28 protein-coding genes and 1 pseudogene are annotated in these 24,502 nt (G+C 63.8%); 12 read left to right on the forward strand and 17 right to left on the reverse strand.

What is annotated here, in order from left to right:
- The first annotated feature begins 27 nt into the window (after nucleotides 1-27).
- The gene (locus QPK27_RS22100; RefSeq protein ID WP_290420341.1) at nucleotides 28-366 is read left to right on the forward strand and encodes a hypothetical protein; all 339 of its coding nucleotides are present in this window, start codon (nucleotides 28-30) and stop codon (nucleotides 364-366) included.
- A 10-nt stretch (nucleotides 367-376) separates the two neighbouring features.
- On the opposite strand, the gene QPK27_RS22105 is transcribed toward QPK27_RS22100, so the two are convergent.
- The 7 genes from QPK27_RS22105 to QPK27_RS22135 all read right to left on the reverse strand — a co-directional run bounded on the left by QPK27_RS22105 (nucleotide 377) and on the right by QPK27_RS22135 (nucleotide 6,060).
- Nucleotides 377-841 (reverse strand): YaiI/YqxD family protein, encoded by a 465-nt coding sequence (locus tag QPK27_RS22105; RefSeq protein WP_290420342.1) that lies wholly within the window; start codon nucleotides 839-841, stop codon nucleotides 377-379.
- A 50-nt stretch (nucleotides 842-891) separates the two neighbouring features.
- On the reverse strand, nucleotides 892-1,974 hold the full coding sequence (locus tag QPK27_RS22110) for an AI-2E family transporter (protein WP_290420343.1): 1,083 nt from the start codon (nucleotides 1,972-1,974) through the stop codon (nucleotides 892-894).
- A gap of 32 nt (nucleotides 1,975-2,006) precedes the next feature.
- Nucleotides 2,007-2,597 carry an SCO family protein gene (locus QPK27_RS22115; protein ID WP_290420344.1) on the reverse strand — a complete coding sequence of 197 codons (591 nt, stop codon included), beginning with the start codon at nucleotides 2,595-2,597 and terminating at the stop codon, nucleotides 2,007-2,009.
- Nucleotide 2,598: 1 nt separating this feature from the next.
- Nucleotides 2,599-3,492 carry a heme o synthase gene (cyoE, locus tag QPK27_RS22120; RefSeq protein ID WP_290420345.1) on the reverse strand — a complete coding sequence of 298 codons (894 nt, stop codon included), beginning with the start codon at nucleotides 3,490-3,492 and terminating at the stop codon, nucleotides 2,599-2,601.
- Nucleotides 3,489-4,658, reverse strand: coding sequence for a heme A synthase (locus tag QPK27_RS22125; protein WP_290420346.1), 1,170 nt, complete (start codon nucleotides 4,656-4,658; stop codon nucleotides 3,489-3,491). Before QPK27_RS22125 ends, cyoE begins: the two co-directional genes overlap by 4 nt.
- Before the next feature lie 90 nt (nucleotides 4,659-4,748).
- Nucleotides 4,749-5,357 carry an SCO family protein gene (locus QPK27_RS22130; RefSeq protein WP_290420347.1) on the reverse strand — a complete coding sequence of 203 codons (609 nt, stop codon included), beginning with the start codon at nucleotides 5,355-5,357 and terminating at the stop codon, nucleotides 4,749-4,751.
- Complete coding sequence (locus QPK27_RS22135) at nucleotides 5,335-6,060, reverse strand: SURF1 family protein (RefSeq protein WP_290420348.1); 726 nt, start codon at nucleotides 6,058-6,060, stop codon at nucleotides 5,335-5,337. The genes QPK27_RS22130 and QPK27_RS22135 overlap by 23 nt, the downstream gene beginning before the upstream one ends.
- A 33-nt stretch (nucleotides 6,061-6,093) precedes the next feature.
- Between QPK27_RS22135 and QPK27_RS22140 the strand changes: the two genes are divergently transcribed.
- Entirely contained in the window at nucleotides 6,094-6,294 is a 201-nt protein-coding gene (locus tag QPK27_RS22140; RefSeq protein ID WP_290420349.1) for a twin transmembrane helix small protein, read from the forward strand.
- Between the two features lie 118 nt (nucleotides 6,295-6,412).
- On the opposite strand, the gene QPK27_RS22145 is transcribed toward QPK27_RS22140, so the two are convergent.
- From QPK27_RS22145 to coxB, 5 genes are all read right to left on the reverse strand, one after another.
- Nucleotides 6,413-7,270: a cytochrome c oxidase subunit 3 gene (locus QPK27_RS22145; RefSeq protein ID WP_290420350.1), complete on the reverse strand. Its 858-nt coding sequence runs from the start codon at nucleotides 7,268-7,270 to the stop codon at nucleotides 6,413-6,415.
- Between the two features lie 80 nt (nucleotides 7,271-7,350).
- Nucleotides 7,351-7,569, reverse strand: a complete 219-nt coding sequence (locus QPK27_RS22150; protein ID WP_374047104.1) for a DUF2970 domain-containing protein — start codon at nucleotides 7,567-7,569, stop codon at nucleotides 7,351-7,353.
- Nucleotides 7,566-8,144: a cytochrome c oxidase assembly protein gene (locus QPK27_RS22155; RefSeq protein WP_290420351.1), complete on the reverse strand. Its 579-nt coding sequence runs from the start codon at nucleotides 8,142-8,144 to the stop codon at nucleotides 7,566-7,568. Before QPK27_RS22155 ends, QPK27_RS22150 begins: the two co-directional genes overlap by 4 nt.
- A gap of 116 nt (nucleotides 8,145-8,260) precedes the next feature.
- Complete coding sequence (gene ctaD / locus QPK27_RS22160; protein WP_290420352.1) at nucleotides 8,261-9,874, reverse strand: cytochrome c oxidase subunit I; 1,614 nt, start codon at nucleotides 9,872-9,874, stop codon at nucleotides 8,261-8,263.
- Nucleotides 9,875-9,942: 68 nt separating this feature from the next.
- Nucleotides 9,943-11,136: a cytochrome c oxidase subunit II gene (coxB, locus tag QPK27_RS22165; RefSeq protein WP_290420353.1), complete on the reverse strand. Its 1,194-nt coding sequence runs from the start codon at nucleotides 11,134-11,136 to the stop codon at nucleotides 9,943-9,945.
- A gap of 2 nt (nucleotides 11,137-11,138) precedes the next feature.
- On the opposite strand from coxB, the gene QPK27_RS22170 reads away from it, so the two are divergent.
- The gene (locus QPK27_RS22170) at nucleotides 11,139-11,423 is read left to right on the forward strand and encodes a hypothetical protein (protein WP_290420354.1); all 285 of its coding nucleotides are present in this window, start codon (nucleotides 11,139-11,141) and stop codon (nucleotides 11,421-11,423) included.
- Nucleotides 11,424-11,486: 63 nt separating this feature from the next.
- On the opposite strand, the gene QPK27_RS22175 is transcribed toward QPK27_RS22170, so the two are convergent.
- Nucleotides 11,487-12,404: a methyltransferase domain-containing protein gene (locus tag QPK27_RS22175; RefSeq protein WP_290420355.1), complete on the reverse strand. Its 918-nt coding sequence runs from the start codon at nucleotides 12,402-12,404 to the stop codon at nucleotides 11,487-11,489.
- Between the two features lie 62 nt (nucleotides 12,405-12,466).
- On the opposite strand from QPK27_RS22175, the gene QPK27_RS22180 reads away from it, so the two are divergent.
- Nucleotides 12,467-13,222, forward strand: a complete 756-nt coding sequence (locus tag QPK27_RS22180) for a ComF family protein (protein ID WP_290420356.1) — start codon at nucleotides 12,467-12,469, stop codon at nucleotides 13,220-13,222.
- Between the two features lie 196 nt (nucleotides 13,223-13,418).
- Nucleotides 13,419-13,889 (forward strand): tRNA (uridine(34)/cytosine(34)/5-carboxymethylaminomethyluridine(34)-2'-O)-methyltransferase TrmL, encoded by a 471-nt coding sequence (trmL, locus tag QPK27_RS22185; protein ID WP_290420357.1) that lies wholly within the window; start codon nucleotides 13,419-13,421, stop codon nucleotides 13,887-13,889.
- Here trmL and QPK27_RS22190 read toward each other — a convergent pair.
- Entirely contained in the window at nucleotides 13,871-15,109 is a 1,239-nt protein-coding gene (locus tag QPK27_RS22190) for an aminotransferase class V-fold PLP-dependent enzyme (protein WP_290420358.1), read from the reverse strand. The two genes, trmL and QPK27_RS22190, sit on opposite strands and share 19 nt — an antisense overlap.
- Nucleotides 15,110-15,586: 477 nt before the next feature.
- Between QPK27_RS22190 and QPK27_RS22195 the strand changes: the two are divergent.
- Nucleotides 15,587-16,451, forward strand: a pseudogene (locus QPK27_RS22195) (S8 family serine peptidase).
- Here QPK27_RS22195 and QPK27_RS22200 read toward each other — a convergent pair.
- From QPK27_RS22200 to QPK27_RS22210, 3 genes are all read right to left on the reverse strand, one after another.
- A complete protein-coding gene (locus tag QPK27_RS22200; RefSeq protein WP_290420359.1) occupies nucleotides 16,424-17,938 on the reverse strand; it encodes a VWA domain-containing protein in 1,515 nt (504 codons plus the stop codon). The pseudogene QPK27_RS22195 and the gene QPK27_RS22200 overlap by 28 nt on opposite strands.
- Nucleotides 17,935-19,488, reverse strand: coding sequence for an AAA family ATPase (locus QPK27_RS22205; RefSeq protein WP_290420360.1), 1,554 nt, complete (start codon nucleotides 19,486-19,488; stop codon nucleotides 17,935-17,937). Before QPK27_RS22205 ends, QPK27_RS22200 begins: the two co-directional genes overlap by 4 nt.
- 155 nt (nucleotides 19,489-19,643) lie before the next feature.
- Nucleotides 19,644-20,822: an SGNH/GDSL hydrolase family protein gene (locus tag QPK27_RS22210; protein WP_290420361.1), complete on the reverse strand. Its 1,179-nt coding sequence runs from the start codon at nucleotides 20,820-20,822 to the stop codon at nucleotides 19,644-19,646.
- A 133-nt stretch (nucleotides 20,823-20,955) separates the two neighbouring features.
- On the opposite strand from QPK27_RS22210, the gene QPK27_RS22215 reads away from it, so the two are divergent.
- The 6 genes from QPK27_RS22215 to QPK27_RS22235 all read left to right on the forward strand — a co-directional run bounded on the left by QPK27_RS22215 (nucleotide 20,956) and on the right by QPK27_RS22235 (nucleotide 24,361).
- On the forward strand, nucleotides 20,956-21,102 hold the full coding sequence (locus QPK27_RS22215; RefSeq protein WP_290420362.1) for a hypothetical protein: 147 nt from the start codon (nucleotides 20,956-20,958) through the stop codon (nucleotides 21,100-21,102).
- A 15-nt stretch (nucleotides 21,103-21,117) separates the two neighbouring features.
- On the forward strand, nucleotides 21,118-21,708 hold the full coding sequence (locus QPK27_RS22220; protein WP_290420363.1) for a hypothetical protein: 591 nt from the start codon (nucleotides 21,118-21,120) through the stop codon (nucleotides 21,706-21,708).
- Complete coding sequence (locus QPK27_RS22225; protein WP_290420364.1) at nucleotides 21,684-21,899, forward strand: hypothetical protein; 216 nt, start codon at nucleotides 21,684-21,686, stop codon at nucleotides 21,897-21,899. Before QPK27_RS22220 ends, QPK27_RS22225 begins: the two co-directional genes overlap by 25 nt.
- A 145-nt stretch (nucleotides 21,900-22,044) precedes the next feature.
- Nucleotides 22,045-22,383 carry a ribonuclease E inhibitor RraB gene (locus QPK27_RS25550; protein WP_374047107.1) on the forward strand — a complete coding sequence of 113 codons (339 nt, stop codon included), beginning with the start codon at nucleotides 22,045-22,047 and terminating at the stop codon, nucleotides 22,381-22,383.
- Nucleotides 22,384-23,352: 969 nt separating this feature from the next.
- Nucleotides 23,353-23,808: a DUF4262 domain-containing protein gene (locus QPK27_RS22230; protein WP_290420365.1), complete on the forward strand. Its 456-nt coding sequence runs from the start codon at nucleotides 23,353-23,355 to the stop codon at nucleotides 23,806-23,808.
- A 226-nt stretch (nucleotides 23,809-24,034) separates the two neighbouring features.
- The gene (locus tag QPK27_RS22235) at nucleotides 24,035-24,361 is read left to right on the forward strand and encodes a hypothetical protein (protein WP_290420366.1); all 327 of its coding nucleotides are present in this window, start codon (nucleotides 24,035-24,037) and stop codon (nucleotides 24,359-24,361) included.
- Nucleotides 24,362-24,502: the final 141 nt, after the last annotated feature.

The raw sequence follows: 24,502 nt of genomic DNA on the forward strand, positions 1-24,502 counted from the left end.
GCACTCCGGCTTTCAGACGATCATGCCATGAACAAATCCATTGCGGCAGGCTTGCTATGCCTGGCCACCCTGTTGTCCACCTCCACCGGCGCCTGCGAGCGGCGCGACCCCGAAGCCAACGGCGACGACCGCACCCGCCACGTGCGCCTGTCAAGCGCGATGGACGACGCCGCGATCCTGCGCGCGCTGCGCCTGCAGCCCGACCGTGGCGAAGTCACCCGCAGCACAACGAAGGATAGCGCCAGCAGCAGGTACGTTTACTTCCACCGCACCGTCACCATCGTGCGCGGCGCGACCGGCGAGGTAAAGGTGGAGATGCTGGAAAAGGACCGCAAGCCGCTGGTGTGGAAGCTCGGCGCCTGCTGAACGCGCGCGGCTAGCGCGGTCCGGCCTGGCTTTTCACGCGCGCCAGCTGGCGGTCGAGCGCATTGGCAAAGTTCTGGCGGTCGGCCTGGCTGAAGGCCGGCGGCCCACCGGTATCGACGCCGCTGCCGCGCAGTTCTTCCATGAAGGCGCGCATGGTCAACTGCTGGGCGATCGTATCCTTGGTGTACCAGTCGCCGCGCGGATTCAGCGGCAAGCCGCCTTTTTCCAGCACCAATGACGCCAGCGGAATGTCGCCGGTAACGACGATGTCGCCCTGGCTGACCCGCTCGACGATCTCGGCATCGGCGGCGTCGGCCCCGGCCGGCACCTGCAGCGCGCGGATGAAGCGCGAACCGGGCACGCGCATCAATTGATTCGCCACCAGCGTGACGTTGATCTGCGTGCGTTCGGCAACGCGGTACAGGATGTCCTTGATGACGGCGGGACAGGCGTCGGCGTCGACCCAGATGTGCATGGCGTGTTCAATCGGTGCTGTGAGAACCCCGATTGTACGTGCTGGAAGGCTTATCTGACGGCCTGCTCCGCCTCTTCGTCGTGGCGCACGATCGGGTCGCGCGTGCCGGTCCATTCGCTCATCAAGGAGTAGCCCACCGCCAGCAGCGTCGGACCGATGAACATGCCGACGAAACCGAAGGCGATCACGCCGCCCAGCACGCCCAGCAGCGTGAGCAAAAACGGCAGGCTGCTGCCGCGGCTGATCAGCATCGGGCGCACCACGTTGTCGACGCCGCTGATCAGTACCGTGCCCCAGACCACCATGAAGATCGACCAGCCGGTCTCGCCGTGCGCGAACAGCCACAGCGCCGCCCCGCCCCACACCAGCGGCGGACCAAGCGGAATCAGGGAAGTCAGGAACACCAGCACCGACAGCAGCGGCACCGCCGGCACGCCGGCAATCGCGAAGCCGATCGCCGCCACCAGCGCCTGCGCCAGCGCGGTGCCGAGCAGGCCATACATCACGCCGCGCACGGTCTGGCTGACGGTCAGCTGGATCGACTCGGCGCCCTCGCCCATCACCTTGCGCATGGTCACCGCGATCACCGCCAGCAGCGCATTGCCGTCGCGGTACAGGAAGAAGCTGACGAAAGCGGCCAGGCTCATCTGGACGACGCCGGTGCCGAGCATGATGCCGCCCGCCACCAGCCAGTGGCGCGCCGGTTCCAGCATGCGCTGGGCCAGCGCCAGCATCTGCTCGCGGCTGGCGATCAGTTCGATCAGGTAGTTTTCCAGCGTGACGCCGAGCAGCGGAATCTCGCGCAGCCAGGTCGGCGGCGCCAGCTCGCGGTGCTCGATCATGACGCGCAGTTCGCTGAAGCCGCGCGCGACGTCGTCGGCCAGGTTCCAGGCCACGGTCGACAAGGGGATGATGAACAGCAGCGTCAGCGTGAGGGTCATGGTCAGCGCCGCGATCGTGCGCTGGCCGCGCATGCTGTCAAGCAGGCGCAGGTACAGGGGCCAGGTGGAGATCGCGACGGCGGCGGCGAACAGGATCGCCGGCAGGAAGGGACGCAGGACGTAGAGGCAGCCCAGCGTGAGCAGGACGACAATGGCGATGCGGGTGTAGTTCCTGCCGGGTCGTTGTTCCATGCCGTCCTGATGGGATGATGTTTACAACATCATCATAGCAGCTGGCGCAGGTCGTGAGCGATGATGGCCGGGCCCTGGTTGTGGCGGATGAACAGGCGCAGCTGGCCTTGGCGGTCGAACACGTAGCTGCCGGCGGTATGGTCGACGGTATAGCTGCCCGGGTCGCCGCCCGGCTGCTTGGCGTAGAACACCTTGAATTCCTTGGCCACCCTGGCGGTCTGCTCGGCGTTGCCGTACAGGCCGATGAAGCGCTTGTCGAAGGCCGGCACATAGTGGGACAAGAGTTCCTGGGTGTCGCGCTCGGGGTCGACGGTGACGAACAGCACCTGCACGTCGTCGGCCGACGGGCCCAGTTCCTTCATCACGGCGGCCATTTCGGACATCGTGGTCGGGCACACGTCGGGGCATTGGGTATAGCCGAAGAACATCACGACCAGCTTGCCGCGGAAGTCTTGCAGCGTGCGCTGCTTGCCGGTGTGGTCGGTCAGGGTGAAGCCCTTGCCGTAGTCGACGCCGGTGATGTCGGTGTTGTGGAAGGCCGGCGGCTTGTCCTTCAGTTTGTCGCAGCCGGCGCCGAATACGGCCAGCGCAGCGACCAGGGCCACGGTCATCAGTTTTTTCATGTCAGAACTTGAAGTAGTGGTCGACCAGCAGGGCCGCGAACAGCAGCGACAGGTACACGATCGACCAGGTGAAAGTCTTGCGCGCCGCCATGTCGCTGTAGTTGCGGTGCACCCGCCATGAGTGGCGCAGGAAGATGGCATTCAGCGGAATCGCCGCCGCCAGGTAGATCAGGCCGCTCATGCCGACCGCGAACGGCAGCAGCGTGGTGGCGGCCAGGCCGATGGTGTACAGCCACACCTGCAGGCCGGTGTACTTCATGCCGTGGGTAATCGGCAGCATCGGCAGGCCGGAGGCGGCATAGTCTTCGCGGCGGTACATCGCCAGCACCCAGAAGTGCGGCGGGGTCCACATGAAGATGATCAGCACCAAGAGCCAGGCTTCCATCGGCACCTCGCCCGCCACCGCGGCCCAGCCCAGCGCCGGCGGCATCGCGCCCGACAGACCGCCGATCACGATGTTCTGCGAGGTGTTGGGTTTAAGCAACATCGTGTAGATGAATGCATAACCGACGAAGGTGACGAAGGTCAGCCACATGGTCAGCGGATTGACCAATGTGTACAGCACGTACATGCCGAGGCCGCCGATCACGAGCGAGAACAGCGCCGTCTGCGTAAAGCTGAGTTCGCCCGAAGCGGTGGCGCGGCGTGCGGTGCGCGCCATGCGCGCGTCGACTCGCGCCTCGACCAGGCAGTTGACCGCGAAGGCGGCGCCGGCCAGCAGCCAGATGCCGATCGTACCGGCGATCAGGGTCTGCCAGCCGGGGAAGCCGTCGGTGGCGAGGAACATCCCGATCACGGCGCAGAACACCGCCAGCTGCGTCACGCGCGGCTTGGTCAGGGTCCAGTATTGCGAGAACCGGCTCGGAGGCTTGTGGATGGCTGTCTGGGTCGTCATTGGGTGCTTGCTGGCGTGGCGAACTGTTGCGCTGGGGTTGCGCGCGCCACGTCGAGTTGGAACTTCACCCGGTAGTTTAACATGGTCACCAGCAGGACAAGCAGGGCCGCCCCGGCGTTATGCATGACGGCAATGGCCAGCGGGAAGTCGAAGTACACGGTGGCGATGCCGGTGAACAGCTGTACCACCAGCACCAGCGCCAGCCGGCGCGCCGTCGCTTCCAGACCGGCGATGTTCCATGCGCGCCACACGGCCAGGCCGAGCACGATCACCAGCACCAGCGCGAAGGCGCGGTGGACCCAGTGGATGGCCACCAGCGCCGAGAACGGCAGATAGTGGCCGGCGGCGGTCTTGCCCAGCTCGCGCCACAGGTGGAAGCCGTGCTCGAAGTCGAGTTCCGGCACGATCTGGCCCTGGCACAGCGGGAAGGTGTCGCAGGCCATGGTGGCGTAGTTGGTGCTCACCCAGCCGCCGAGGGCGATCTGCACCGTCAGCGCGACCGCGCCGAGCAGCGCCAGCAAGCGCAGGCCGCGCAGGCGTTTCAGCAACGCTTGTATCGACACCCCGGCACGCGGCGGCGTCGGTGGGCTCATCAAAAAATCTTCGCGCCCGCCCATCCAGGCCAGCATCGCCAGCAGCGTCATGCCCAGCAACAGGTGTCCGGTGACGATGGCCGGTTGCAGTTTCAGGGTGACGGTCCAGGCGCCGAACGCACCCTGGATCAGCACGAACACGAACAGCGCCAGCGGCATCGCCGGCTTGTAGGCGACGTTGCGGGTGCGGCGGTACTGGATGACCGAGGTGAACAGCAGCGCCATGATCAGGGCGCCGATGCCCATCGCCAGGTAGCGGTGGATCATCTCGATCCAGGCTTTCACGACAGTGACCGGGCCGGTCGGCATGGCCGCTTCGGCGGCGGCGATCTCGCTGTGCGCCAGGAAGGGGTTGGCTTCGCCGTAGCAGCCCGGCCAGTCCGGGCAGCCGAGGCCGGAATCGGTCAAGCGGGTAAAACCGCCGAACACGATCAGGTCGAAGGTCAGGAACACCATGATCCAGACCAGCTTGCGGTATTTGTTGACGCTGTTGGACATCCAGACCATGGCCAGCGGCAAGCTGGCCACCAGCAGGCCCATCAGGCCGAGGTGAAGCAGTGAAGACAGATCCATGCGTAATGCGACTCTTGGTTGATTGGCAGCCCGGGCGCGCGTTGTCGCGCCGCCCTGCTTGCGGATTGATGTGCCGGCCGGCTCGCGGACTTAACCGATGGACGAGGCCTTGAGCAGCTTGACGATGTCCTTGTAGACCTTGCCCGGGAACGGCTGCTTCGGGAAGCGCATCATGAGGTTGCCGAGCGGGTCGATCATGTAGACGTGGTCGCCCGGCTTGGTGTCGGGCTCGGCCGGCAACCATTTTGCCACCGTTGCGGCCGGCGCGCGCAGCATCTCGGTGCCGTCGTATTCGCGCATCACCACGGTGTCGATCGGCTTGTCATCGGTGATCAGCCAGACGCGCTCCATGCGCTCCATGTTCTTGCCCTGCATGGTGCGCCACTGGCGCATCGCGTACAGCTGGCGCTGGCATTCCTCGTCGCACTCGCCGCTGCCGGTGCGCAGCATGATCCACTTGCCTTTCAGGTCATGCAGCGTACGCGGCTTGCCGTCGAGCGTGGTGGTGGCCATCTCGGGGATCGGGTACTGGCGCGGATCGAGGATGGTGCCGTAGTTGTTGCGCTCGACCGGCTTGGCGACGTAGTAGGTGAAATAGGAAGCAAGCAATGGCGTGGCGCACACGGCCAGAATCAGCAGCAACTTGCGGCGGCCGCGCCGTTGCGCGGTCCTGGGGTCAATCTGTTTTTCCTGATCCACGTCGAAATCCCGTCATCACATAAAAAAGGACGGCCAGCGCCGCCAGCGCATACCACTGGAAGGCGTAGCCGCGATGCTTGTCGATGCCGGCGTCCGGCGCCGGCCAATCGCGTTGTAGTCGATCGTCGGCGGTGGCCGGCGCGGTCTGCTGCACCAGGAACGGTTGCAGCGCCAGTCCGCTGGCGCGCGCCAGGTCCTGCGGCGCCAGGTTCTGGACCTGGGCGCCGGGCGCGAGCGGCGCGGATTCGCCCAGCTCCATCACCCGTCCGCTCGAGGCCACCACCCGGCCTTCGATCAGGAGCGGGCCGGCGGGCGTGACGAACGGCGGCAGTTTTCCGAACTCGGCCTGGCGCGGCAACCAGCCGCGCAGCACCAGCACGTGCATGTCCGAACCCGCTATTCTAAACGGCATTGCGAGATAAAACCCGGACTGGCTTCCCATTGGCCGGTTGGCCAGGAAGACCGGCCAGCCGGCGACGAATTCGCCGCGCAGGCGCACGCGGCGAAATGCCAGGTCGTCGCGCCATGCGATGGCGGGACCGAGCTCGATGGGGGCTGCGGCGCCGCGCTCGCGCTGTTGCGTCTGCAGTTCGGTTTTATAGGCGGCCCGGTCCTGTTGCCAGTTGCCGAGCAGGATGCCGAAGATGGCGACGATCAGCGCCGCGATGAAGGGGATGGGGCGAAAACGAGGGGCGAACCGCATTACAATGAAGCCTCAACCTTTCGCGGGCCGTCCATGAAAATCTTCGTTGCCATTGCGTTCATCCTGATCCTGGCCAGCCTTGGTTCGGCGTTGTTCTTCCTGATGCGCGACAAGGGGCGGACCAATCGCACCGTGCATGCGCTGGCGATGCGGGTGGGCTTGTCGATTGCGTTGTTCCTGTGCCTGTTGGCGGCGTATCAGATGGGATGGATTGCGCCGACCGGGTTGCGTTAATGTCCGTAGGGTTAGCGGCTCTGCCGCCGACGCGTTCAACATACGCGTGAATGGCCGTGCATATGCCGGTTGAACGCGTCGGCGGGGAACCCGCCAACCCTACGCAATACCGCCTCGGTTACAGCCAGTACACCACCACATACAACCCCAGCCACACCACGTCCACGAAGTGCCAGTACCACGCCGCCCCTTCGAAGCCGAAGTGATTATCCGGCGTAAAGTGCCCTTTCATCACACGGTACAGGATCACGGCCAGCATGATCGCGCCCATGGTCACGTGGAAGCCGTGGAAGCCCGTCAGCATGAAGAAGGTCGAGCCGTAGATGCCCGAGGTCAGCTTGAGGTTCAGGTCCCGGTAGGCATGCATGTATTCATAGACCTGGAAGCCCATGAACACGGCGCCGAGCAGGATGGTCGCGGCCAGCCAGACGGCGGTCTTGTGGCGGTGGCCGGCGCGCAGCGCGTGGTGGGCGATCGTCAGCGTCACGCCCGAGGTCAGCAGCAGCGCGGTGTTGATGGTCGGGATCGGGAACGGGCCCATGATGTTGAAGGTATCGACCACGCCGGCCGGGCCGGTATTGCCCCAGTGGGCGGCGAAGTCGGGCCACAGGATCTTGTGGTCGAGGTCGGCCAGCCAGGGCATCGACACCGCACGCGCATAGAACAGCGCGCCGAAGAAGGCGCCGAAGAACATCACCTCGGAGAAAATGAACCAGCTCATAGACCAGCGGTAGGCGACGTCGATGCGCTTGCTGTACAGGCCCGACTCGGATTCGCGGATCGCTTCGCCGAACCAGAAATACAGCACCAGCAGCATGGCGGCGATGCCGGCCAGGCAGACGGCCGGCGCCCACGACATGCCGTTGACCCAGCCGGAAGCGCCGGTCATGGTCACCAGCATCGAGATGCCGGCGCACAGCGGCCAGCGCGAGGGGCCGGGTACGTAGTAGTAAGGCGCGGTTTGTGGCGAACTCATCCTTATCTCCTTGGGTGAATCTATTAGCTTCTGCTTTATAGATGCTGCTTTATAGGAACCGCGATCTCAAAAATTACCGTTCACTTCCATGAAACGGCGAAACGCACTGCGAGCATCAGCAGTCCGATAAACACCATCACCCCAATCAAGGCCGCGATGATCACATGCACCGGATTCAGGTTCGCCGCATCGCTCTCGTAATCTTTTCTTTTACGCACCCCGAAAAACGACCACAACACCGCCTTCATCGTGGCCAGGAAACTGCCTTTGCGCTGGTGCGGCTTGTCCTCGTCCATCATCCGTTCTTGCCGCCCGCCGGCGTCGCCGCCGCCTTGAACGCCCCGCCGATCTCGAAGAACGTGTACGACAGCGTGATGTTCTTCACCTCGCGCGGCAGCTTCGGATCGATGAAGAACACCACCGGCATCTGGCGCGCCTCGTTGGCCTGCAAGGTCTGCTCGCGGAAGCAGAAACAATCCACCTTCATGAAATGCGGCGTGGCCGATTGCGGCGCATAACTCGGAATCGCCTGCGCCTTGACCGCCCTGCCCTGGGTATTCACCACCTCGTACATCACGGTCGCCAGTTCGCCCGGATGCACGTCGATGCTGCGCGTGGTCGGGCGGAAGCGCCACGGCCCCTGCGCATTGCCGTCCAGCTCGACCGTGATGGTGCGCGAGGTATCCACCTGCGAATTGAGCGGCGCCGCCACGAACTCGCCCTGCTGGGTCAGCACGTTAATCCCGAGCACCTCGCAGATCTGGCGATACACCGGCACCAGCGCATAGCCGAAGCCGAACATGGCGACTGCCACCACCACCAGCTTGCCGAGGGTGCGGCGGTTCAGGCGCAGCAGTCTGGCTTGGGTGCTCATCTCAGCTCAGCCACAGAAACTTGACGAACACGCTGACGAAGAAGAACAGCGCCAGGCCGCCCACCAGCAGCGCGGTCCTCAGGTTGTTGGGTTTGCGCGAATTCATCATGTCCTCGTCATTTCACCAGCGGCGGATGTTCGAAGGTATGGAACGGCGCCGGGCTCGGCACGGTCCACTCCAGCCCTTCCGCGCCTTCCCACGGTTTCGCAGGCGCCTTGGCGCCGCCGCGGATGGTCGGCAGCACCACCGCGAACAGGAAGTACACCTGCGACAGCCCGAAGCCGAAGGCGCCGATCGACACGATCATGTTGAAGTCGGTGAACTGGGTGGCGTAGTCGGCATAGCGGCGCGGCATGCCGGCCAGGCCCAGGAAGTGCATCGGGAAGAAGGTGATGTTGAAGGAAATGAGCGACAGCCAGAAGTGCATCTTGCCGCGCCCTTCCGGATACATGTGCCCGGTCCACTTCGGCGCCCAGTAATAGAAGCCGGCGAACAGCGCGAACAGCGAGCCGGCCACCAGCACGTAGTGGAAGTGCGCCACCACGTAATAGGTGTCGTGCACCTGGATGTCGATCGGCGTCACCGCCAGGATCAGGCCGGTGAAGCCGCCCATCGTGAACACGAAGATGAAGCCGACCGCGAACAGCATCGGCGTCTCGAAGGTCATCGAGCCCTTCCACATGGTGGCGACCCAGTTGAACACCTTCACACCGGTCGGCACCGCGATCAGCATGGTGGCGTACATGAAGAACAGCTGCGAGGTCACCGGCATGCCGGTGGTGAACATGTGGTGGGCCCAGACGATGAACGACAGGATCGCGATCGAGGCGGTGGCGTACACCATCGAGGCATAGCCGAACAAGGGTTTGCGGGCAAAGGCCGGGATGATCTGCGAGACGATGCCGAACGCCGGCAGGATCATGATGTAGACCTCCGGGTGGCCGAAGAACCAGAAGATGTGCTGGTACATGACCGGATCGCCGCCGCCGGCCGCGTTGAAGAACGAGGTGCCGAAATGGCGGTCGGTCAGGGTCATGGTGATGGCCCCGGCCAGCACCGGCATCACCGCGATCAGCAGGTAGGCCGTGATCAGCCAGGTCCAGCAGAACATCGGCATCTTCATCAGCGTCATGCCCGGCGCGCGCATATTGAGGATGGTGACGATGATGTTGATCGAGCCCATGATCGACGAGGCGCCCATGATGTGCATCGCGAAGATCGCCATGTCCATGCCGATGCCCATCTGGGTCGACAGCGGCGCATATAGCGTCCAGCCGGCGGCAGTGGCCCCGCCCGGCACCAGGAACGAGCCGGCCAGCAAGATCGCGGCCGGAGGCAGCAGCCAGAACGAGAAATTGTTCATGCGCGCGAACGCCATGTCCGAGGCGCCCACCTGCAGCGGCAGCATCCAGTTGGCGAAGCCGACGAAGGCCGGCATGATCGCGCCGAACACCATCACCAGGCCGTGCATGGTGGTCAATTGGTTGAAGAACTCGGGACGGAAGAACTGCAGGCCGGGCTGGAACAGCTCGGTGCGGATCATCAGCGCCAGCACCCCGCCCGAGAGCAGCATGATGAACGAGAACCACAGGTACAGGGTACCGATGTCCTTGTGGTTGGTGGCGAACAGCCAGCGGCGCCAGCCGTGCGGATGGTCGTGGGCGTGGTCGTGGCCATGGCCGTGCAGGTGATCGTGGTCTTGTGCGGGGTCGAGCGTGGTCGTCGTCATGTCAGTATCCCTGGTACAAACGTGCTGCTGCTGGTTGCCGGACTGTCGTTGGGTTCTGCCGAATCACTTCACTTGCGCGCCGCCAGCACTTCCGCCGGTTGGACGATATTTTCCGCAGCCTTGTTCGACCAGGTATTGCGGGTATACGTGATCACCGCCGCGATCTCGGTATCCGAGAGCTGCTTCCAGGCCGGCATTTCGGTCGGGAACTTGCCGGTCTTCTGGCCATTGAGCAGCACGTCGATCTGGTGCGCTTTTTCGCCGTTGACCACCTGCGAGCCGTCCAGCGCCGCGAACGCGGCCGGCACGCCCTTGCCGTTGGCCTGGTGGCAGGCCACGCAGTTGGCGGCGTACACCGCTTCGCCACGGGTTTTGAGTTCGTCGATGGTCCAGGTCTTGGTCGGATCGTCGGCCAGCGCCGCCATCTCTTTCTTCTTGCCGTCGACCCAGGCCGTGTAGTCTTCGGCCGAGACCACGCGCACCACGATCGGCATGAAGGCGTGGTCCTTGCCGCACAGCTCGACGCAATTGCCGCGGTAGACGCCGATCTTGTCGGCCTTGAACCAGCCGTCGCGGACAAAACCCGGAATCGCATCCTGCTTGATGGCAAACGCCGGAATGGTCCAGGCATGGATCACGTCGTTGGCGGTGAACACCATGCGCACCTTCTTGCCGACCGGGACCACCATCTCGTTGTCCACTTCCAGCAGGTAGTTCTCGCCGCGCGCCTCGGTGGCGGCCACGCCCGGCTCGCCGATCTGGGTGCGCGGCGTGGACAGGTTGGACAGGAAGGAGATGCCCTCGCCCTCGCCCTTCAGGTAGTCGTAGCCCCATTTCCACTGCATGCCGGTGGCCTTGATGGTGAGGTCGGCGTTGGAGGTGTCCTTCAGCGCCACCACGGTCTTGGTGGCGGGCAGCGCCATGCCGATCACGATCAGGAACGGGACGATGGTCCAGGCAATTTCGACGGCGGTGGATTCGTGGAAGGTGGCGGGCTTGTGCCCGAGCGACTTGCGGTGCTTGAAGACCGAATAGAACATCACGCCGAACACGCCGACGAAGATCACCAGGCAGACGATCATCATCCAGTTATGCAGCGAATAGATGTCGGCGCCGACGGCGGTGACGGGGGTCTGCATGTTGAGCTGGTGCTGCACCGGGCGGCCCGTGATTTCCTGGTCGGCCCAGGCGGGAATGGCGGCGCTCAAGCCGAAGATGGCGCAGCCGGACAGCACGGCCTGAAGTCGCGTTGCATATGTCATGTATGTCCCCAACCACCCTAAAAATAAGACTATTTTTAAACGGCCAGAAATTCCAAGAACGAACCGCGGCCGCTCCGAAACCTTGTCGCAAGGGGATTGCCGGGTCATCGCGCGACGTGCATGGCGGACATGGCAAAAACCATCTCGCCCCACCCGGCAATACGTTGCTGCCAGGTTCAGGCGACCCTGCGGATGCTGCACTTCATGACACTGCCTCGTACCGGCCTGCCGCTTTTTTCAGCGATGTTCGGGGCCGGACGATAAAAATGGCAATTGATTATATCTAAAGCACTAATTTTTATTCAAGGAAAATCGGCCCTGGCGGCGCATCGCCCATGCAGGGCGGGTGATCACGGTTTGCGCGGCTGGAAGCGCACGATCGATTCGCCCGCCGCCGTGGTCCTGGGCGCCGGCCGGAACGCGTGGCCGTAGATGACTTCGAAGGTCAGGCCCAGCTTGCCGTCCGGACGGCGCCGCGCTTCCAGCGCCGCCAGCATGCGCTGCCAGGCGGCGCGCCCGATCAGGCCGCGGCGGCGGGTGTCGAGCGGATCGCCGCCCAGGGCGCGCACGTCGGCCAGCAAGGCCTGCGCGGTATCGTAGGTGACGGTGATGCGCTCCATGTCCATCACCGGCGTCGAGAAGCCCGCCTCCACCAGCTGGTCGCCGAAGTCGTGCATGTCGACGAAGGGCAGCGCGTGCGTATGCAGGTCGAGTTCGGCGAAGGCGGCGCGCAGCTCGCTGAAGGTGTCCGGGCCGAAGCTGGAGAACATCAGCAAGCCCTCCACCCGCAGCACGCGGCGCCACTCGGCGAACACGCGGTCCGGCTGCGGGTGCCAGTGCAGCGCCAGGTTCGACCACAGCAGGTCGAGCGAGTTCGCCTTGAACGGCAGGTCGCCGAAGTCGCCACAGGCGACGTCGACCCCGGCCTTGGCCGGCAGGAAGCGGCTCAGCATCTGGTTCAGCGAACGGGTCGACGGCGCCGGCGCCCGGGCCGCGCGCGTCATCGCCTCGGCCCCGTCCAGGCCGACGATCTGGGCCGCCGGATAGGTCTTCTGCAGCAGCGCCAGGTCGGCCCCGGCGCCGCAGCCGGCGTCCAATACCTGCTTCGGCACCAGCTTCACCAGGCCCAATCGTTCGTGCATGCGGCTGGCGATTTCGCGCCGCAAAAAGTCGGACGAGGCGACGCGCTCGGGACGCGCGAACAGCTCGCGCACGCGCGCCAGGTCGATCGGTGCGCTCAGCTTGGACGAGGATTGAGGAGAGGCCATGGATGAGAAGCGGTCAAATGAGATAATGCGCGCAGTTTACCCGTTTGTGGAAAACCAGGCCGATGCAGCCCCTCCGACCATCCTGGCAACGCTGGCCGCAGCTGCAGGCCAGACGGCTGCTGCACGCGCTGCTGCCGTCGACCTGCGCACTCTGCGGCGCTTGCGCTGGCCCGGCGCACGAGGCGGTGTGCGGCGCCTGCCAGGTCGCCTACGTGCTGGCGCGCACGCGCTGTCCGTGCTGCGCCAATCCGCTCGGACCGCTCGACGCCGGCCGGCGCTGCGGCGGCTGCCTGGCCGAGGCGCCCGCGTTCGACGCCACCGTGGCCGGCTGCGACTATGCGGCGCCGCTCGACGCCCTGGTGCTGCAACTGAAGTTCGGCGCGGCGCTGGCGCTGGCGCCGTGGATGGCGCGCGTGCTGCGCGACGCGGTCCTCGCCGCCGCCCTGCCGGCCCTGCCCGACGTGCTGTGCCCGGTGCCGCTGGGCGCGCGCCGCCTGGTCGAACGCGGCTACAATCAGGCGCTCGAAGTGGCGCGCCCCCTGGGCGCCGCGATGGGCGTGGCGCTGGCGCCGCAACTGCTCTTGCGCACGCGCGAGACGGCGGCGCAGTCCGGCGCGGCGCCGGGCGAGCGGCGCAACAATGTGCGCGGCGCATTTTGCGTGGCGCGCGAAGACGCGGTGCGCGGTCGCCACGTGGGCGTGGTCGACGACGTCATGTCGAGCGGACATACGCTCGACGAGATCGCGGCCGTATTGAAAGACGCCGGCGCCGTGCGCGTGACGAACATCGTGTTCGCGCGCACGCCGCCGCATGCATGAACGATGCGCTGACGTAGGGTTGGCGGCTTTGCCGCCGACGCGTGGATTGTTAACGGCTCCGATGTCGCGCCGAATGATCTTGCGGTCAACCATCACCGCGTCGGCGGCGGAGCCGCCAACCCTACGGCGACACCATTTAGCGTTGGTGTAACCGCCGCTGCCCGCGACACCAGATTTATCAAGCAAGGAGAAGCACTTGTTCCACGTCGTCCTGGTCGAACCAGAAATCCCGCCGAACACCGGCAATGTGATCCGCCTGTGCGCCAACACCGGCGTGAAGTTGCACCTGATCGAGCCGCTCGGCTTTCCGCTGGACGACGCCAAGATGCGGCGCGCCGGCCTGGACTATCACGACTATGCCACCATGAAAGTGCACAAGGACTGGGACGCGTTTTTGGCCGACACCCAGCCTGATCCGGCGCGCATGTTCGCCATGACCACCCACGGCTCGGCGCCGTTCGCGCAAGTGCAATTCAAGCCGGGCGACGTGTTCGTCTTCGGCCCCGAGTCGCGCGGCCTGGCGCCGGCCTTCCGCGAGACCTTCCCCGCCGCCCAGCGCATCCGCCTGCCGATGCGCCCGGACAACCGCAGCCTGAACCTGTCGAACACGGTGGCGGTCGTCGTGTATGAAGCCTGGCGCCAGAACGGTTACGCCGGCGGCGCCTGACGCACGGCTGACGCCTCGCGCGCCAGCACCGTTAAGCCTTCCACCAGCCGGTCCAGCTCGCTCGTCGTGGTGGTGATCGCCACCGTGGCGCGCACCACGCTGGCATGCACAACCGAGCGCTCGACGGTGAACACGCCGAAGCGCTCCAGCAGCGCTTTTTGTAACTCGCGCGCGTCCATGCCGTCGATGGTGAAGGCGGCCAGCGCACCGGCCTCAATCTGCGGCGTCAGCAGCCGTAAACCAGGCACACCGGCCACCCGTTCGGTCCAGTAGCGCCGCAGCCACGCCAGGCGCGCACCCTTCACCGCCGCGCCGCCGATGCGCTCGTGAAAATCGAGCGCGGCCGGCGTCGCCATGATGGCGGCGATCGGCGGCATGCCCGCATGCAGGCGGCTGCGGATGTCGTCCTCCGGATAATCGCGGTCGCCGAAATGCGGCTCGATCCGTTCCAGCTTTGACGCGCGGATGTAGACGAAGCCCAGCCCCGGCGGCGCGCCGATCCACTTGTGCAGGTTGAAACCGGCGAAATCGACGTCCAGCGCCTGCACGTCCACCTCCAGCTGCCCCAGCGCATGCGCGCTGTCGACCAGCACGTCGACGCCATGTTCGCGCGCCATGGCCACGATTTCGCGCACCGGCACGATCTGGCCGTTGGCCGGAAACACCTGCGACAGCAGCATCAGCTTCAGGCCCGGGGTGTCGCGCAGCGTTGCCGCATACCGTTCCAGCAGCGCCTCGCGTCCGAGCGGCAGGGTCAGGTTCAACTCGACCGGCCGCGCGCCGCGGCGTCCTTCCAGCCAGGCCATGGCGTAGCGCATAGCCGGATAATCGAGGTTGCTCCACAGGACCGCATCGCCCGGCCGCAGGTCGCCGTACTGGCCGATCAGCACCTGCATCGACTCGCTGGCGCTGCGCGTCAGCAAAATCTCGTGCGGCTCGGCGTTGATCATGCGCGCCAGCCGCGCGCGCAGCGTCTCGGCCGCGACATAGGCGCGTTCGCTGCGCAGGAAGGGACTGAGGTGGGCGTTGGTATAGCGGATCGCCTCCTCGAACGCGGCCTGCACCGGCAGCGCCATCGGACTGAAGTAGCCGTGCTCGAGGTTGATGCACACGTCCAGCGAGCGCGGATACAGGGCGGCGAGCTCTTGCCAGCGGTCCGAGTCGGGAGCGAGATCGGCGGCGGCGGGCAAGGCATCGAGGGATTCTTGAAGGCGGCGCATGGTCTCTTTCGGAAAGTGACCGATTCTAGCATCGCTCAACGTAACCGCCGGGATACCCCTGCTCATCGGAACCAAGTCGCCACTTGCGCGGTCCTACTGGAATCGGCCCGGAATGACCTCGTCGGCGAGGCGCTTACGATGGAGGCAGAGATGAAACAGGGTTACATCGTTCTCCGAGGCACACCGACCGATCCCGTGAATCGGGGCGAGTGGCGCCCGACGCGCAGCCACGGACACGGACTCGACATCCAGACGGCGCCGGCCGGCGCCCCCGTCGACTTCCAGGCCGACATCGAAGACCTGGACGAGGCCCAACTGCAAAAGGCCTACGAAGACCCCCGCGTGCTCAACGTGGCGCCGATCGACGGACCGCTCAGGCTGATCGAGCCGCTTGCCATCGGCGCCCTGCAACCCGGCCTGGCCGCCGACACCGATGCGCCGCCCTGGGGCTTACAGGCCGTGGGGGCGCTGAGTTCGATGTGGACCGGGCGCGGCATCCGGGTCGCCGTGCTCGACACCGGCATCGACCTGACGCACGAAGCCTTTATCCCGCTGCTGGCAAAGCAGCGCATCGTCGTGCGCAACTTCACCGAAGGCGCGCCGGGCGACGTCAGCGACCGGCACGGCCACGGCACCCACTGCGCCGGAACCATCGCCGGTGGCGCCGTCGGCCCACTGGCGCGCATCGGCATCGCCCCCGGAATCGAGCGCCTGATCGTCGGCAAGGTGATGGGCAGCGGCGGCAATACCAACCTCATGCTGGTCGAGGCGATCAACTGGGCCGCGGCGGAAGGCGCCGACGTCATTTCGATGTCGCTCGGAATCGACTTTCCCGGGATGGTGCAAAAGCTGCACCTGGAACAGCAGATACCCTTGCCGGCCGCAACGTCGCAGGCGCTCAAGCAATACCGTGAAACCGTCGGCCTGTTCGACAACCTGGCCCGATCCATGCTCGACCGCGACGTGCTGCTGGTCGCGGCCACCGGCAACGAATCGCAGCGGCCCGCGTTCACGATCGACGTCACGCCGCCGGCGGCGTCCAATCACATCACCAAGGTCGGCGCCGCGCGTCGCGCGCTTCTCGAATACCGGCACCGACCTGGTGGCGCCGGGCGTCGACATCGTGTCGGCGCAGCGCGAAGGCGGACTGACGACGATGACCGGCACCAGCATGGCCACCCCGCACGTCGCGGGCGTAGCCGCGCTGTGGGCGCAACGGCTCAGGGACGAGAACGGCCGGCTGGTGTTGCGCGACCTGATGCTCAAGCTCCTGAACTCGGTGCTGCCGCTCGAAGACGGCCGCCCGCACGTGGGTTACGGGCTGGTCAGGGCGCCGCAATAAGCGCCCTGCGCCGGCGCCTGCAGCTTGCGCTCGAAGCCGAGCAGCTCGTGGATCGTGGCGCGGCCCGGTTCGTACACCCACTCGTTGTCGAAATGCGTGCGCAGGCGCTGCGTCATGTAAGCGTCACCGACTACCAGCGAGTGAAAGCGGTTGCCTTCGCCACGCCGGGCCTCGATCCGCGCCAGGGCGCCGTCCGGCAGGCCGGCCATGATGAAGTCCGAGATCACCAAGAGGTCGGCATTGCGGTAGGCGTCCTGCTCCATGATCTGCAGCGCATGCTCGAGCGCCGGCGCCACGTCGGTCCCGCCATGGAATGACATGCCGAGAAAGCGCAGCAAGTCGGCTATCCCGACTTTGCCGTTCAGGTCGAGCGTCTCGATGGTGGTCGAGAAATTGATGAGGTAACAGGACCGCTTGCTTTCCCTGGCCCTGGCGGCCAGGAACAGCGCCACCGCCTTGGCCACGGTTTCCGGCATGCCGTTCATCGAGCCGCTGGTGTCGATGCAGATCACCATCGGCCCCTGCTTGTCGGCCTCTGCCACGCTCTGTTCCTGCTCGACCTCGACTTGTTCGCAGACCTCGCGCATGCCTTGCATGTCGAAGCACATCAACGCCGCTTCGGCATACTTGAGGTCGAACAGCAGCGCGGTATCCGGGTCGGCCAGCAGGGCAAGCTCGGACGGCAGCGCATGCCCGATATCCTTGCCGAGACGGATGCCGACGATCTCTTCGCGCGCATGGACGTCCGGTAGCGGAGTGTGCACCAGCGCCGCTGTTTTGACGCGCTCGATGCGCTCGGACAGCTCGATCTGGCGCATTCGCCCAAGCAGCTCGCACAGGCGCTTGATCCCTTCGTCCTGCGCCAGATAACGCGCCCAGCGCTCGAACTGGCGGATGTCCTGCTCGCTCAGACTGCCGGTGGACAGGTCGAACAGCAGCCCGGTGTCGAGTCCCAGCGCATTCAAACGTTCATGCAGGGTCTGGAACAGCTGCAGCAGTTCGTCGAGACGCGCCAGCAGCGCCGCGCGGCGTGCGGCGATTTCGCGCAACTCCCATTCCGCGCGCACGTGGTCGATTCGCTCCTGCCACTTCTGCAGCAGGAGCCGCAGGCTGATGGCCGGATCGGCCGCCATCTTGCGCGCCAGCGCCGTCGATTGCTGCTGCGGCGGCGCGAAGCGGCTGCGCCAGAATGTCTCCTCGGATGGCTGCCTGGCCGCCTTGCAGAAGGCCAGGTAGTCGTCCAGGGTCTGGAGCGCTTGCGGTGCCGGACTGGCTGATGCTTGCCAGCGCTGCTGCCATTGGCGCAGCTTGTCCGCATGCGCTGCATGGGGAAACTCCATGCGCAGCGCGGTACGGTTTGCGCTTTCCCAATCCGCGATCTGCCCGGCGACGTGGCCGCGCAGGGCCGGTGCTGCGTCGAACAGCGATGAGTGGGAAGAAACAAGGCCGGCTTCGACCTGCGCCGCCGCGTTCGTCAGGGCATTCACCGGCACAATCCTTCGAGCCGCTCGCAGTCGGTAATGCGCAGCTTGAGCTGGTTGATCTGCTCCTGCATGCCGAGCACCGCCAGCTGGGTCTTGTCGTCTGGAACGAACAGCGACTTCAGCTCGGCCTGCACTTTGGCGGAGCGTGCCTGGACGATTTCGAGCACCGAGGTGAATTCGGCTTTAATTTTCAAGACCGTGTCGGACAAGGCCGCTATCAGCCGCTCGTTGACGTCTTTCTTGTCGCCGCGATGAAACAGGATCTGCGGCTTGAATGGCAGCCGGATGCCACGATAGGTTTCCACCAGATCGCAACTGCCCTGCTTGTCGAAGGCACAGGTAATCTCTTCGATCTTATTGCCGGACTGGTCCAGCGGGTGGAATTTTTCGGCTGACTTCATGTATTTGGTGGGCAGGAAAATCGGCTGGCTACTACCCGAGCGCCGCCAGTAATAGAACGAATTCGGCTGTTCGTCGATCCTGAATACCTCTTCGCCATTGCGGTGCTTTTCAGTCTTGTAAACATCCGCAGAATGGAACAGGTCGCGGGTAATTTCGAGGTCGACGCCTTCCTTTACGCGGTCGATCTGCGCCAGGCTGATCCCGCTCTCGATGCCAGTGTCCTGCACCGCTTTGGCCACGATCTGCGCCACTGCCTGGTGGTTGCTCTCCTGCGTCCACAGGCAATGCTGCAGCAGCAGCGCATCGCTATGGTTGGTCGTGGCGCGGCCGTTGAAGAACGCCGAGGCCCGCATCAGGAAGGCGGCGCGCTGCCAGCGCCGGTCCGACACATAGACGCCGAGCGCTTCCTGCTGCTCCACCAATTGCTCGCGGATCAGGCGCACAATGGTCATGGTTTCGGGCGACAGGGTGACCTCGTGAATCTGCTCCAGCCAGGCGCTCCATTCGTGCGATTGGATGCGCGCATCGTCCGGCACGGTGACCTCGGCCGCTCCGGGCCGGCGCTGCAGCAACTGCTCGAAATGCTCGACCTTGCTCACTGGCGGCACCATCAGGCGCACGATGAAGCGGTCGTACAGCGCCTCCAGGCCCTGGTTCGGCGCCGGCGTCTCGTTCGAGGCCGCCAATAGGGCCCTGAGCGGGGCCTGCTCGACCTGGTCGCCGTTCTTGTAGGTGCGTTCGTTGATCAAGGTAAGCAACGCGTTCAGGATCGCCGGGCTCGACTTCCAGATCTCATCCAGGAACGCGAACTGCGCCTTCGGCAGGTAGCTGTCGGTCTTGCGCACGAAGCGGTCTTCCTTGAGCGCCTTGAGCGAGACCGGGCCGAACACTTCCTCGGGCGTGCTGAAGCGGTTCATCAGGTGCTCGAAATAAGCCGTGGTCTCGAACACGCTGGCGATGCGGCGCGACACCAGGCTCTTGGCCGTGCCCGGTGGACCGTACAGGAAAGTGTTCTGCCCGCTCAATGCAGCCAACAGCGCCACCGCGACGGTCTCTTCACGCTCGACCATGCCGTGGCAGACGGCGTCGATCAGGCGCTGCATGCGGCGCTGGATCGGCGCCTGTTTTGCTTCGGATTTCTTCGCTTGCATTTATTGCTCCAAGGGATAACGTGGAGCAATTTTCTTATCGGAAAATATAAGCGGCAAGGCATTTTGCCAACTCGATCGCGGGGCGCGTTACACGCTACCGGTGGTGTCGCTACGCTGTACTTTTGACGGCGCAGCCGTTGCCCGCACGCGGCATCCTAGCCTGTGCGCGTGCCAACCACTTCACCGGCAAACACCATGTCGGCAAAGCGCTCGCCGATCAGCCGCTGCGCCTGCGCATCCGGATGCAGCTCGTCCGGCAGCGGCAGGCGCGCATTGTCTTCGGCCCCATACAGGTCGGTGCCGTCGAGATAGTGAAGGTTGCCATCGCGGCATGCCCGCTCCTGCACAATCGTTCGCAGCTGCTCGCGGATCACCGCCAGCGTCAGCTTGCCCTGCCGGACTTCGGCCTCGGTGCCCGTGGTCCGGTACAGCACCTGCCCCTTCTTCAGGGCCTTGCCATCGAACATGGTCGGACCGGGCGTGGTTTCATGGATCGGACAATAGATCGGCGATATCACCAGCAAGGGCGTAGTCGGGTGCCCTTCCCTGATCGTGTCCAGGAAACCATGTACTGCCGGACCGAAAGCGCGCAGGCGCATCAGGTCCAGGTTGACCAGGTTGATGCCGAGCTTGAGGCTGATCAGGTCAGCCGGCAGATCGCGGATCGTGCGCGCGGTGAACGGGTCCAACAATGCGCTACCGCCGAAGCTGACGTTCAGCAGATCGACGCCGGCCAGGTTCGCCGCCACCACCGGCCAGATGCCGGTCGGGTGAATCGCGTTCGAGCCCTGGCTGATCGAACTGCCGTGATGCAGCCAGCGCCGCTTACCCGACTGTGCTGGCAGCGGGAGCGGTTCGATCGGCGCATCGGCGTGCAGCGCCACCAGCTCGGTAGTCTCGTCGTGCGGCAGCCAGATCTCGACCGTCTTCGCGCCCGCCGGCAGGCCGGCGAAGCGCAGCGTCTGCGGCGCACCGGGCTGCATGACGGCGGCGCCGCTGATCATGTCGATGTCGAGCACCTTGCCGCCCGGCGCGCTGGCCTGCTGCTGCAGGCGGCCGTCGACCAGCAGGTCGTATACGCCATCCGGGCGCGGCGGCATGTCGCGGTAGCGGCGCTTGGTCGGCAGCGTCACCAGTTCCACCACGCTGGCCGCGGTGCGAAACGCCACGCGCACGCCGGACGGCTGCGCCTGAGCCATTGCCAGCTGCGCATCCCACTGCGGGCGCGTCCAGGCGGGCAGGCGCTGCGGCAGGATGCCGGCTTCGGTACTTTCGAGCTCGACAGCGCCATGGATCAGGTCCGGCGTGATGGGTGAAACAGAATGCATCGACATGACAATGGTCTTTCAGTGTTGTACCCGCGCATTCTTGCCAACAGCATTCATTTCGTCAAACATGACGACGCATGGCGCCAGATCCAGTCGGTCATCGACCCGCACGACCTGGCGCTGCAGGTCATGCAATCGTATGCCGATTTCAGCGTGGTCGGACGGACCGCAGGTGGCGGCCAGCCCGACCCACAACAGCGAGCTGTTCCATGGAGCCATCGGCGGCTATGGCGGCCTGGGCGTGATCGTGGAAGCCACGCTGCGCCTGGTCGCCAACGACCGTTGAAACGGCGCGCGGGTGATGCCGCTGGCGCAGTACCGGCAATTCTTCATGGCGCAGATCGCGCCGGACCGCAACGCCGCCCTGCACAGCGCCACCTTGCATTCCGACGGCTACATGCTGGTGCGCGCGGTGACCCATGTGCGCACGACCCGCGCGCTGACGCAACCGGCACGCCTGGCGCGCACCGGCGGCGACTACCGGACCGAGCGCCAGGTGCAGGAAATCTTCGGCGGATCGCAATGGGGCAAGACGCTGCGCCGGCGCATGCTCGACCCACTGTTTTATGCGCAGGACCTGGTCGAATGGCGCAATCACCAGGCCGGCCTCGACATGCGCTCGCTGGCAACCACGACGGCAGATGGATCGATCCATGCGCTGCAGGAATACTTCGTGCCGATGGCGGCACTGGAGCGTTTCGCCGGCGCGCTACGTGCCATCCTGCGGTGCCATGCGGTGAACGCCATCAACGTGTCGATCCGCCATGCCCACAAGGACCCGGGCACCTTGCTGGCCTGGGCTCGCACGGACGTGTTCGCATTCGTGCTGTACTACCGCAGGGAACGGCACCCAGCGAGCGCGACGCCGTGCGCGGCTGGACCTGTGAACTGATCGATGCCGCGCTGGCGCAGGATGGGAGCTTCTACCTGCCGTACCAGATCCATGCCAGCGCGCACCAGTTCCACACCGCGTATCCGGATGCCGGCTGCTTCTTTGCACTCAAGCGTCAGGTCGATCCGCAAAACAGGTTTCGCAACAAGCTGTGGGATGCTTACTATCGCCCGGAATTCGGCCGCTCGTGACTATTCGTGGATTTGCTAGCCTGGCAGCCTGCTAAGCTGGTGCGAACGGCCGATTTCGGCCAATACCGGTCAGTCGGCGGGTAGCCGGAGCAATCCAAGAATGAGGCCGCTAGCTCGACTATGCAATTTACCTACGAAGGTAGTTATGAATAATTCGGACCAACGTGCTTGGCCATCTGATGTAGATGGGGATGTGTTTCGGCGGCTAGACGCCAACGAATTCGACTTCAGCAAAGAGGTTGACATTGATTTCAACGTCGACTTCGATACGTGGCCACCGTCACCAGAACTGATGAACGTGCTAGAAACTCGGTTTTCCAACGTTGAGGTTTACGTGCCTGATCCAAGTGGAGACGGCTATGTGCAGATCACACTTCGCGCCCTACTTACCTATGGTTTCGTGATGTCCACCCAGGCATCTCTAACAGCCCTCGCAGCACCATACGGAGGGATATGTGAGTCCTGGGGGGTACTCCAGGATTGATGGTCGACAGTCTCCTTTGGGTCGATTCCTGCCGTCGCGACAATGGGTGACTTTCTACGCTGGCAACATACTACGCTGGGACGAGTAGGCGCGAGTCGATCGTAATGGCCTACTTCGAGTCGGTCATCTTCAGGGTCGAAGAGAAAACACTCGATGAGCTCTCCTAGGTCCTGGTCGCCATGAAGGTAGCCCTAAGCTAAGTGCGTCCAACAAAAGTCTACTTATCGTCGCGGAAAAATATGTCGTGAACTGAGCCGTGGTGTACTTCCGCCTTCGGCCAGGAGCGGACGTTCACGACTACGCAGAGTAAGAAAACAGTTATGCCAAACGAACAGATACCCTATTCACGCATAGTGAGTTGCTACGACAGCCTGCCCAAGCTTGAGGGGCGCACTGTCCACGCGTTCCATTCGGAGTACAGTTTCGCTGCGCTTCGATTCAACAGCGAAGAAGTTATTGCTTTCGCTGTGGAAGAGGAGTCAGTAGGGAAATGGTTTGAGGTGTTTCCAATTCGCCTACACCGCGTATCGTTAGCGTGCCCCTTGACGTGGACCGAGTTGGACGTGCCATTTACCGTAGTTCATAGCCAAATGTTGTGGCGTGAGGAATGGCTGGAGCCAGCTAAGGACAGTTCCAGCTTGGTAGGATCGGGACCTCACCACGAGCAGTGCGTATCCACTTTAGGGGCGGCTCCGAAATCGAGCGCGAACGTCGTCAAGGTTCTTGCTGGATTCCGACTGAGCGGGTGGGATGAGCGTTCGCTAGTGATATGCAGCTCAGATAATGCGCCGTTCAAGGTCGACTTGACGATGGATCAGTCTGAGATACAGGCGATGATGCAGTTCCATACGTGCGACTAGACCCTATCTATCGCACTGCGCGGACCGTCCGCAATGGGTCGAAAGCGGCCGTCTCGGTAGGTTCGCAACTGGCCAACGTAGGCACAAGCCCCGATTTTTGAGTAGACAGATGAATAACGAGAAAATCGTCACGAAAATGCGGTCGGACGTCCAGCGTTTCGGCTGGCATTGCCTGTCCGTGCGCCCCCGCGATGGGGAGACCGGGTCAGATTTTACTTACACGATTGGCTTGTCAGAGACCTTTGGTCATCCAGAAATCATGATCTTTGGCTTGGATAACAGCGTGTCTCATGCGATCTTAAGTGAATGTGTCGAGCTGATACGAAATGGTGCTACCTTTCGCACCGACGTTGAATACCCAGACATCGTTGGGGGAAACTATAAAGTAGTGTTCAAGGCGGTTCGCAAGGATTGCTTGCCAGAATACTTTGGGGCTGCGGTTCGCTTCTATAATGAGCAAGACTTCCGTGGGCTTGTCATGTTTTGGCCTGATAAACAATATTGCTACCCATGGCAAGAGCAAGGTTCGACAGCGCAACGGGAAGCACTTGATATAGTCGAGTAGGCCAATCCGGCGTACGCCTGACGGACAGGAGTGCTCCTTCGCAAACGGCTACTACCGGCAAGAAGCGGACATGTTGATGATTCAAATTGCCGGTTAAGAGAAAAAAATTGTTCTCCTCCTCAATCAACTTTTGAATACCTTCCAAACGCGTTTCCCACAAATGGAAGTTGCCTACTGGACTCTTGTCTCCGGCGAAGAGCGCCATCGGTCAGCGCCGGAGACGTTCATGATCCCATCGTTAGAAGAAAGAAGAGGCTTGCAGGTAGGTGACGGTGCCAAACTCATTTTTGAAATCGAGTCGGAAGATGAGTTCGGAGAAATCTCACGGGATTACGAGCGGATGTGGGTTGTAGTGTCGGAGGTCCGACCGTCGTACTTCATCGGTCGCCTCACCAATACACCTATAGGATGCCACCGGAAGAGTAATTTTTACCTTACCGAAAATGTTGAGGTTCCTTTCTTGCCTCAACATATCATCGACATCGATCGTCCTCCCCAAGCATTTTTAGACGCTCTGTTCTCGGAAAGCCCGAAGAAGCGCTGGTCACGCTGAAGACATTGTTTTCGATGCAACTGTATGCGATTGTTATCGAAGGCGAGATATGCAGACCTCGGTACCGCTGTGAATCGTGGTCATCCAATCCAGTGTCGCTGGGTAATCCCCCCATTTTTAGAGCACGCTAAAAGTAGAGGT

The sequence above is a fragment of the Massilia sp. YIM B02443 genome (assembly GCF_030411955.1).
Taxonomy (GTDB): domain Bacteria; phylum Pseudomonadota; class Gammaproteobacteria; order Burkholderiales; family Burkholderiaceae_D; genus Telluria.

Bases quoted from the DNA above. Each gene is read 5' to 3' on its own strand.
- QPK27_RS22100 (WP_290420341.1), top strand. From the start codon at position 28: ATGAACAAATCCATTGCGGCAGGCTTGCTATGCCTGGCCACCCTGTTG.
- QPK27_RS22105 (WP_290420342.1), bottom strand. From the start codon at position 841: ATGCACATCTGGGTCGACGCCGACGCCTGTCCCGCCGTCATCAAGGAC.
- QPK27_RS22110 (WP_290420343.1), bottom strand. From the start codon at position 1,974: ATGGAACAACGACCCGGCAGGAACTACACCCGCATCGCCATTGTCGTC.
- QPK27_RS22115 (WP_290420344.1), bottom strand. From the start codon at position 2,597: ATGAAAAAACTGATGACCGTGGCCCTGGTCGCTGCGCTGGCCGTATTC.
- cyoE (WP_290420345.1), bottom strand. From the start codon at position 3,492: ATGACGACCCAGACAGCCATCCACAAGCCTCCGAGCCGGTTCTCGCAA.
- QPK27_RS22125 (WP_290420346.1), bottom strand. From the start codon at position 4,658: ATGGATCTGTCTTCACTGCTTCACCTCGGCCTGATGGGCCTGCTGGTG.
- QPK27_RS22135 (WP_290420348.1), bottom strand. From the start codon at position 6,060: ATGCGGTTCGCCCCTCGTTTTCGCCCCATCCCCTTCATCGCGGCGCTG.
- QPK27_RS22140 (WP_290420349.1), top strand. From the start codon at position 6,094: ATGAAAATCTTCGTTGCCATTGCGTTCATCCTGATCCTGGCCAGCCTT.
- QPK27_RS22145 (WP_290420350.1), bottom strand. From the start codon at position 7,270: ATGAGTTCGCCACAAACCGCGCCTTACTACTACGTACCCGGCCCCTCG.
- QPK27_RS22150 (WP_374047104.1), bottom strand. From the start codon at position 7,569: ATGATGGACGAGGACAAGCCGCACCAGCGCAAAGGCAGTTTCCTGGCC.
- QPK27_RS22155 (WP_290420351.1), bottom strand. From the start codon at position 8,144: ATGAGCACCCAAGCCAGACTGCTGCGCCTGAACCGCCGCACCCTCGGC.
- ctaD (WP_290420352.1), bottom strand. From the start codon at position 9,874: ATGACGACGACCACGCTCGACCCCGCACAAGACCACGATCACCTGCAC.
- coxB (WP_290420353.1), bottom strand. From the start codon at position 11,136: ATGACATATGCAACGCGACTTCAGGCCGTGCTGTCCGGCTGCGCCATC.
- QPK27_RS22170 (WP_290420354.1), top strand. From the start codon at position 11,139: ATGTCCCCAACCACCCTAAAAATAAGACTATTTTTAAACGGCCAGAAA.
- QPK27_RS22175 (WP_290420355.1), bottom strand. From the start codon at position 12,404: ATGGCCTCTCCTCAATCCTCGTCCAAGCTGAGCGCACCGATCGACCTG.
- QPK27_RS22180 (WP_290420356.1), top strand. From the start codon at position 12,467: ATGCAGCCCCTCCGACCATCCTGGCAACGCTGGCCGCAGCTGCAGGCC.
- QPK27_RS22190 (WP_290420358.1), bottom strand. From the start codon at position 15,109: ATGCGCCGCCTTCAAGAATCCCTCGATGCCTTGCCCGCCGCCGCCGAT.
- QPK27_RS22205 (WP_290420360.1), bottom strand. From the start codon at position 19,488: ATGCAAGCGAAGAAATCCGAAGCAAAACAGGCGCCGATCCAGCGCCGC.
- QPK27_RS22210 (WP_290420361.1), bottom strand. From the start codon at position 20,822: ATGTCGATGCATTCTGTTTCACCCATCACGCCGGACCTGATCCATGGC.
- QPK27_RS22215 (WP_290420362.1), top strand. From the start codon at position 20,956: ATGCCGATTTCAGCGTGGTCGGACGGACCGCAGGTGGCGGCCAGCCCG.
- QPK27_RS22220 (WP_290420363.1), top strand. From the start codon at position 21,118: ATGCCGCTGGCGCAGTACCGGCAATTCTTCATGGCGCAGATCGCGCCG.
- QPK27_RS25550 (WP_374047107.1), top strand. From the start codon at position 22,045: ATGAATAATTCGGACCAACGTGCTTGGCCATCTGATGTAGATGGGGAT.
- QPK27_RS22230 (WP_290420365.1), top strand. From the start codon at position 23,353: ATGAATAACGAGAAAATCGTCACGAAAATGCGGTCGGACGTCCAGCGT.
- QPK27_RS22235 (WP_290420366.1), top strand. From the start codon at position 24,035: ATGATCCCATCGTTAGAAGAAAGAAGAGGCTTGCAGGTAGGTGACGGT.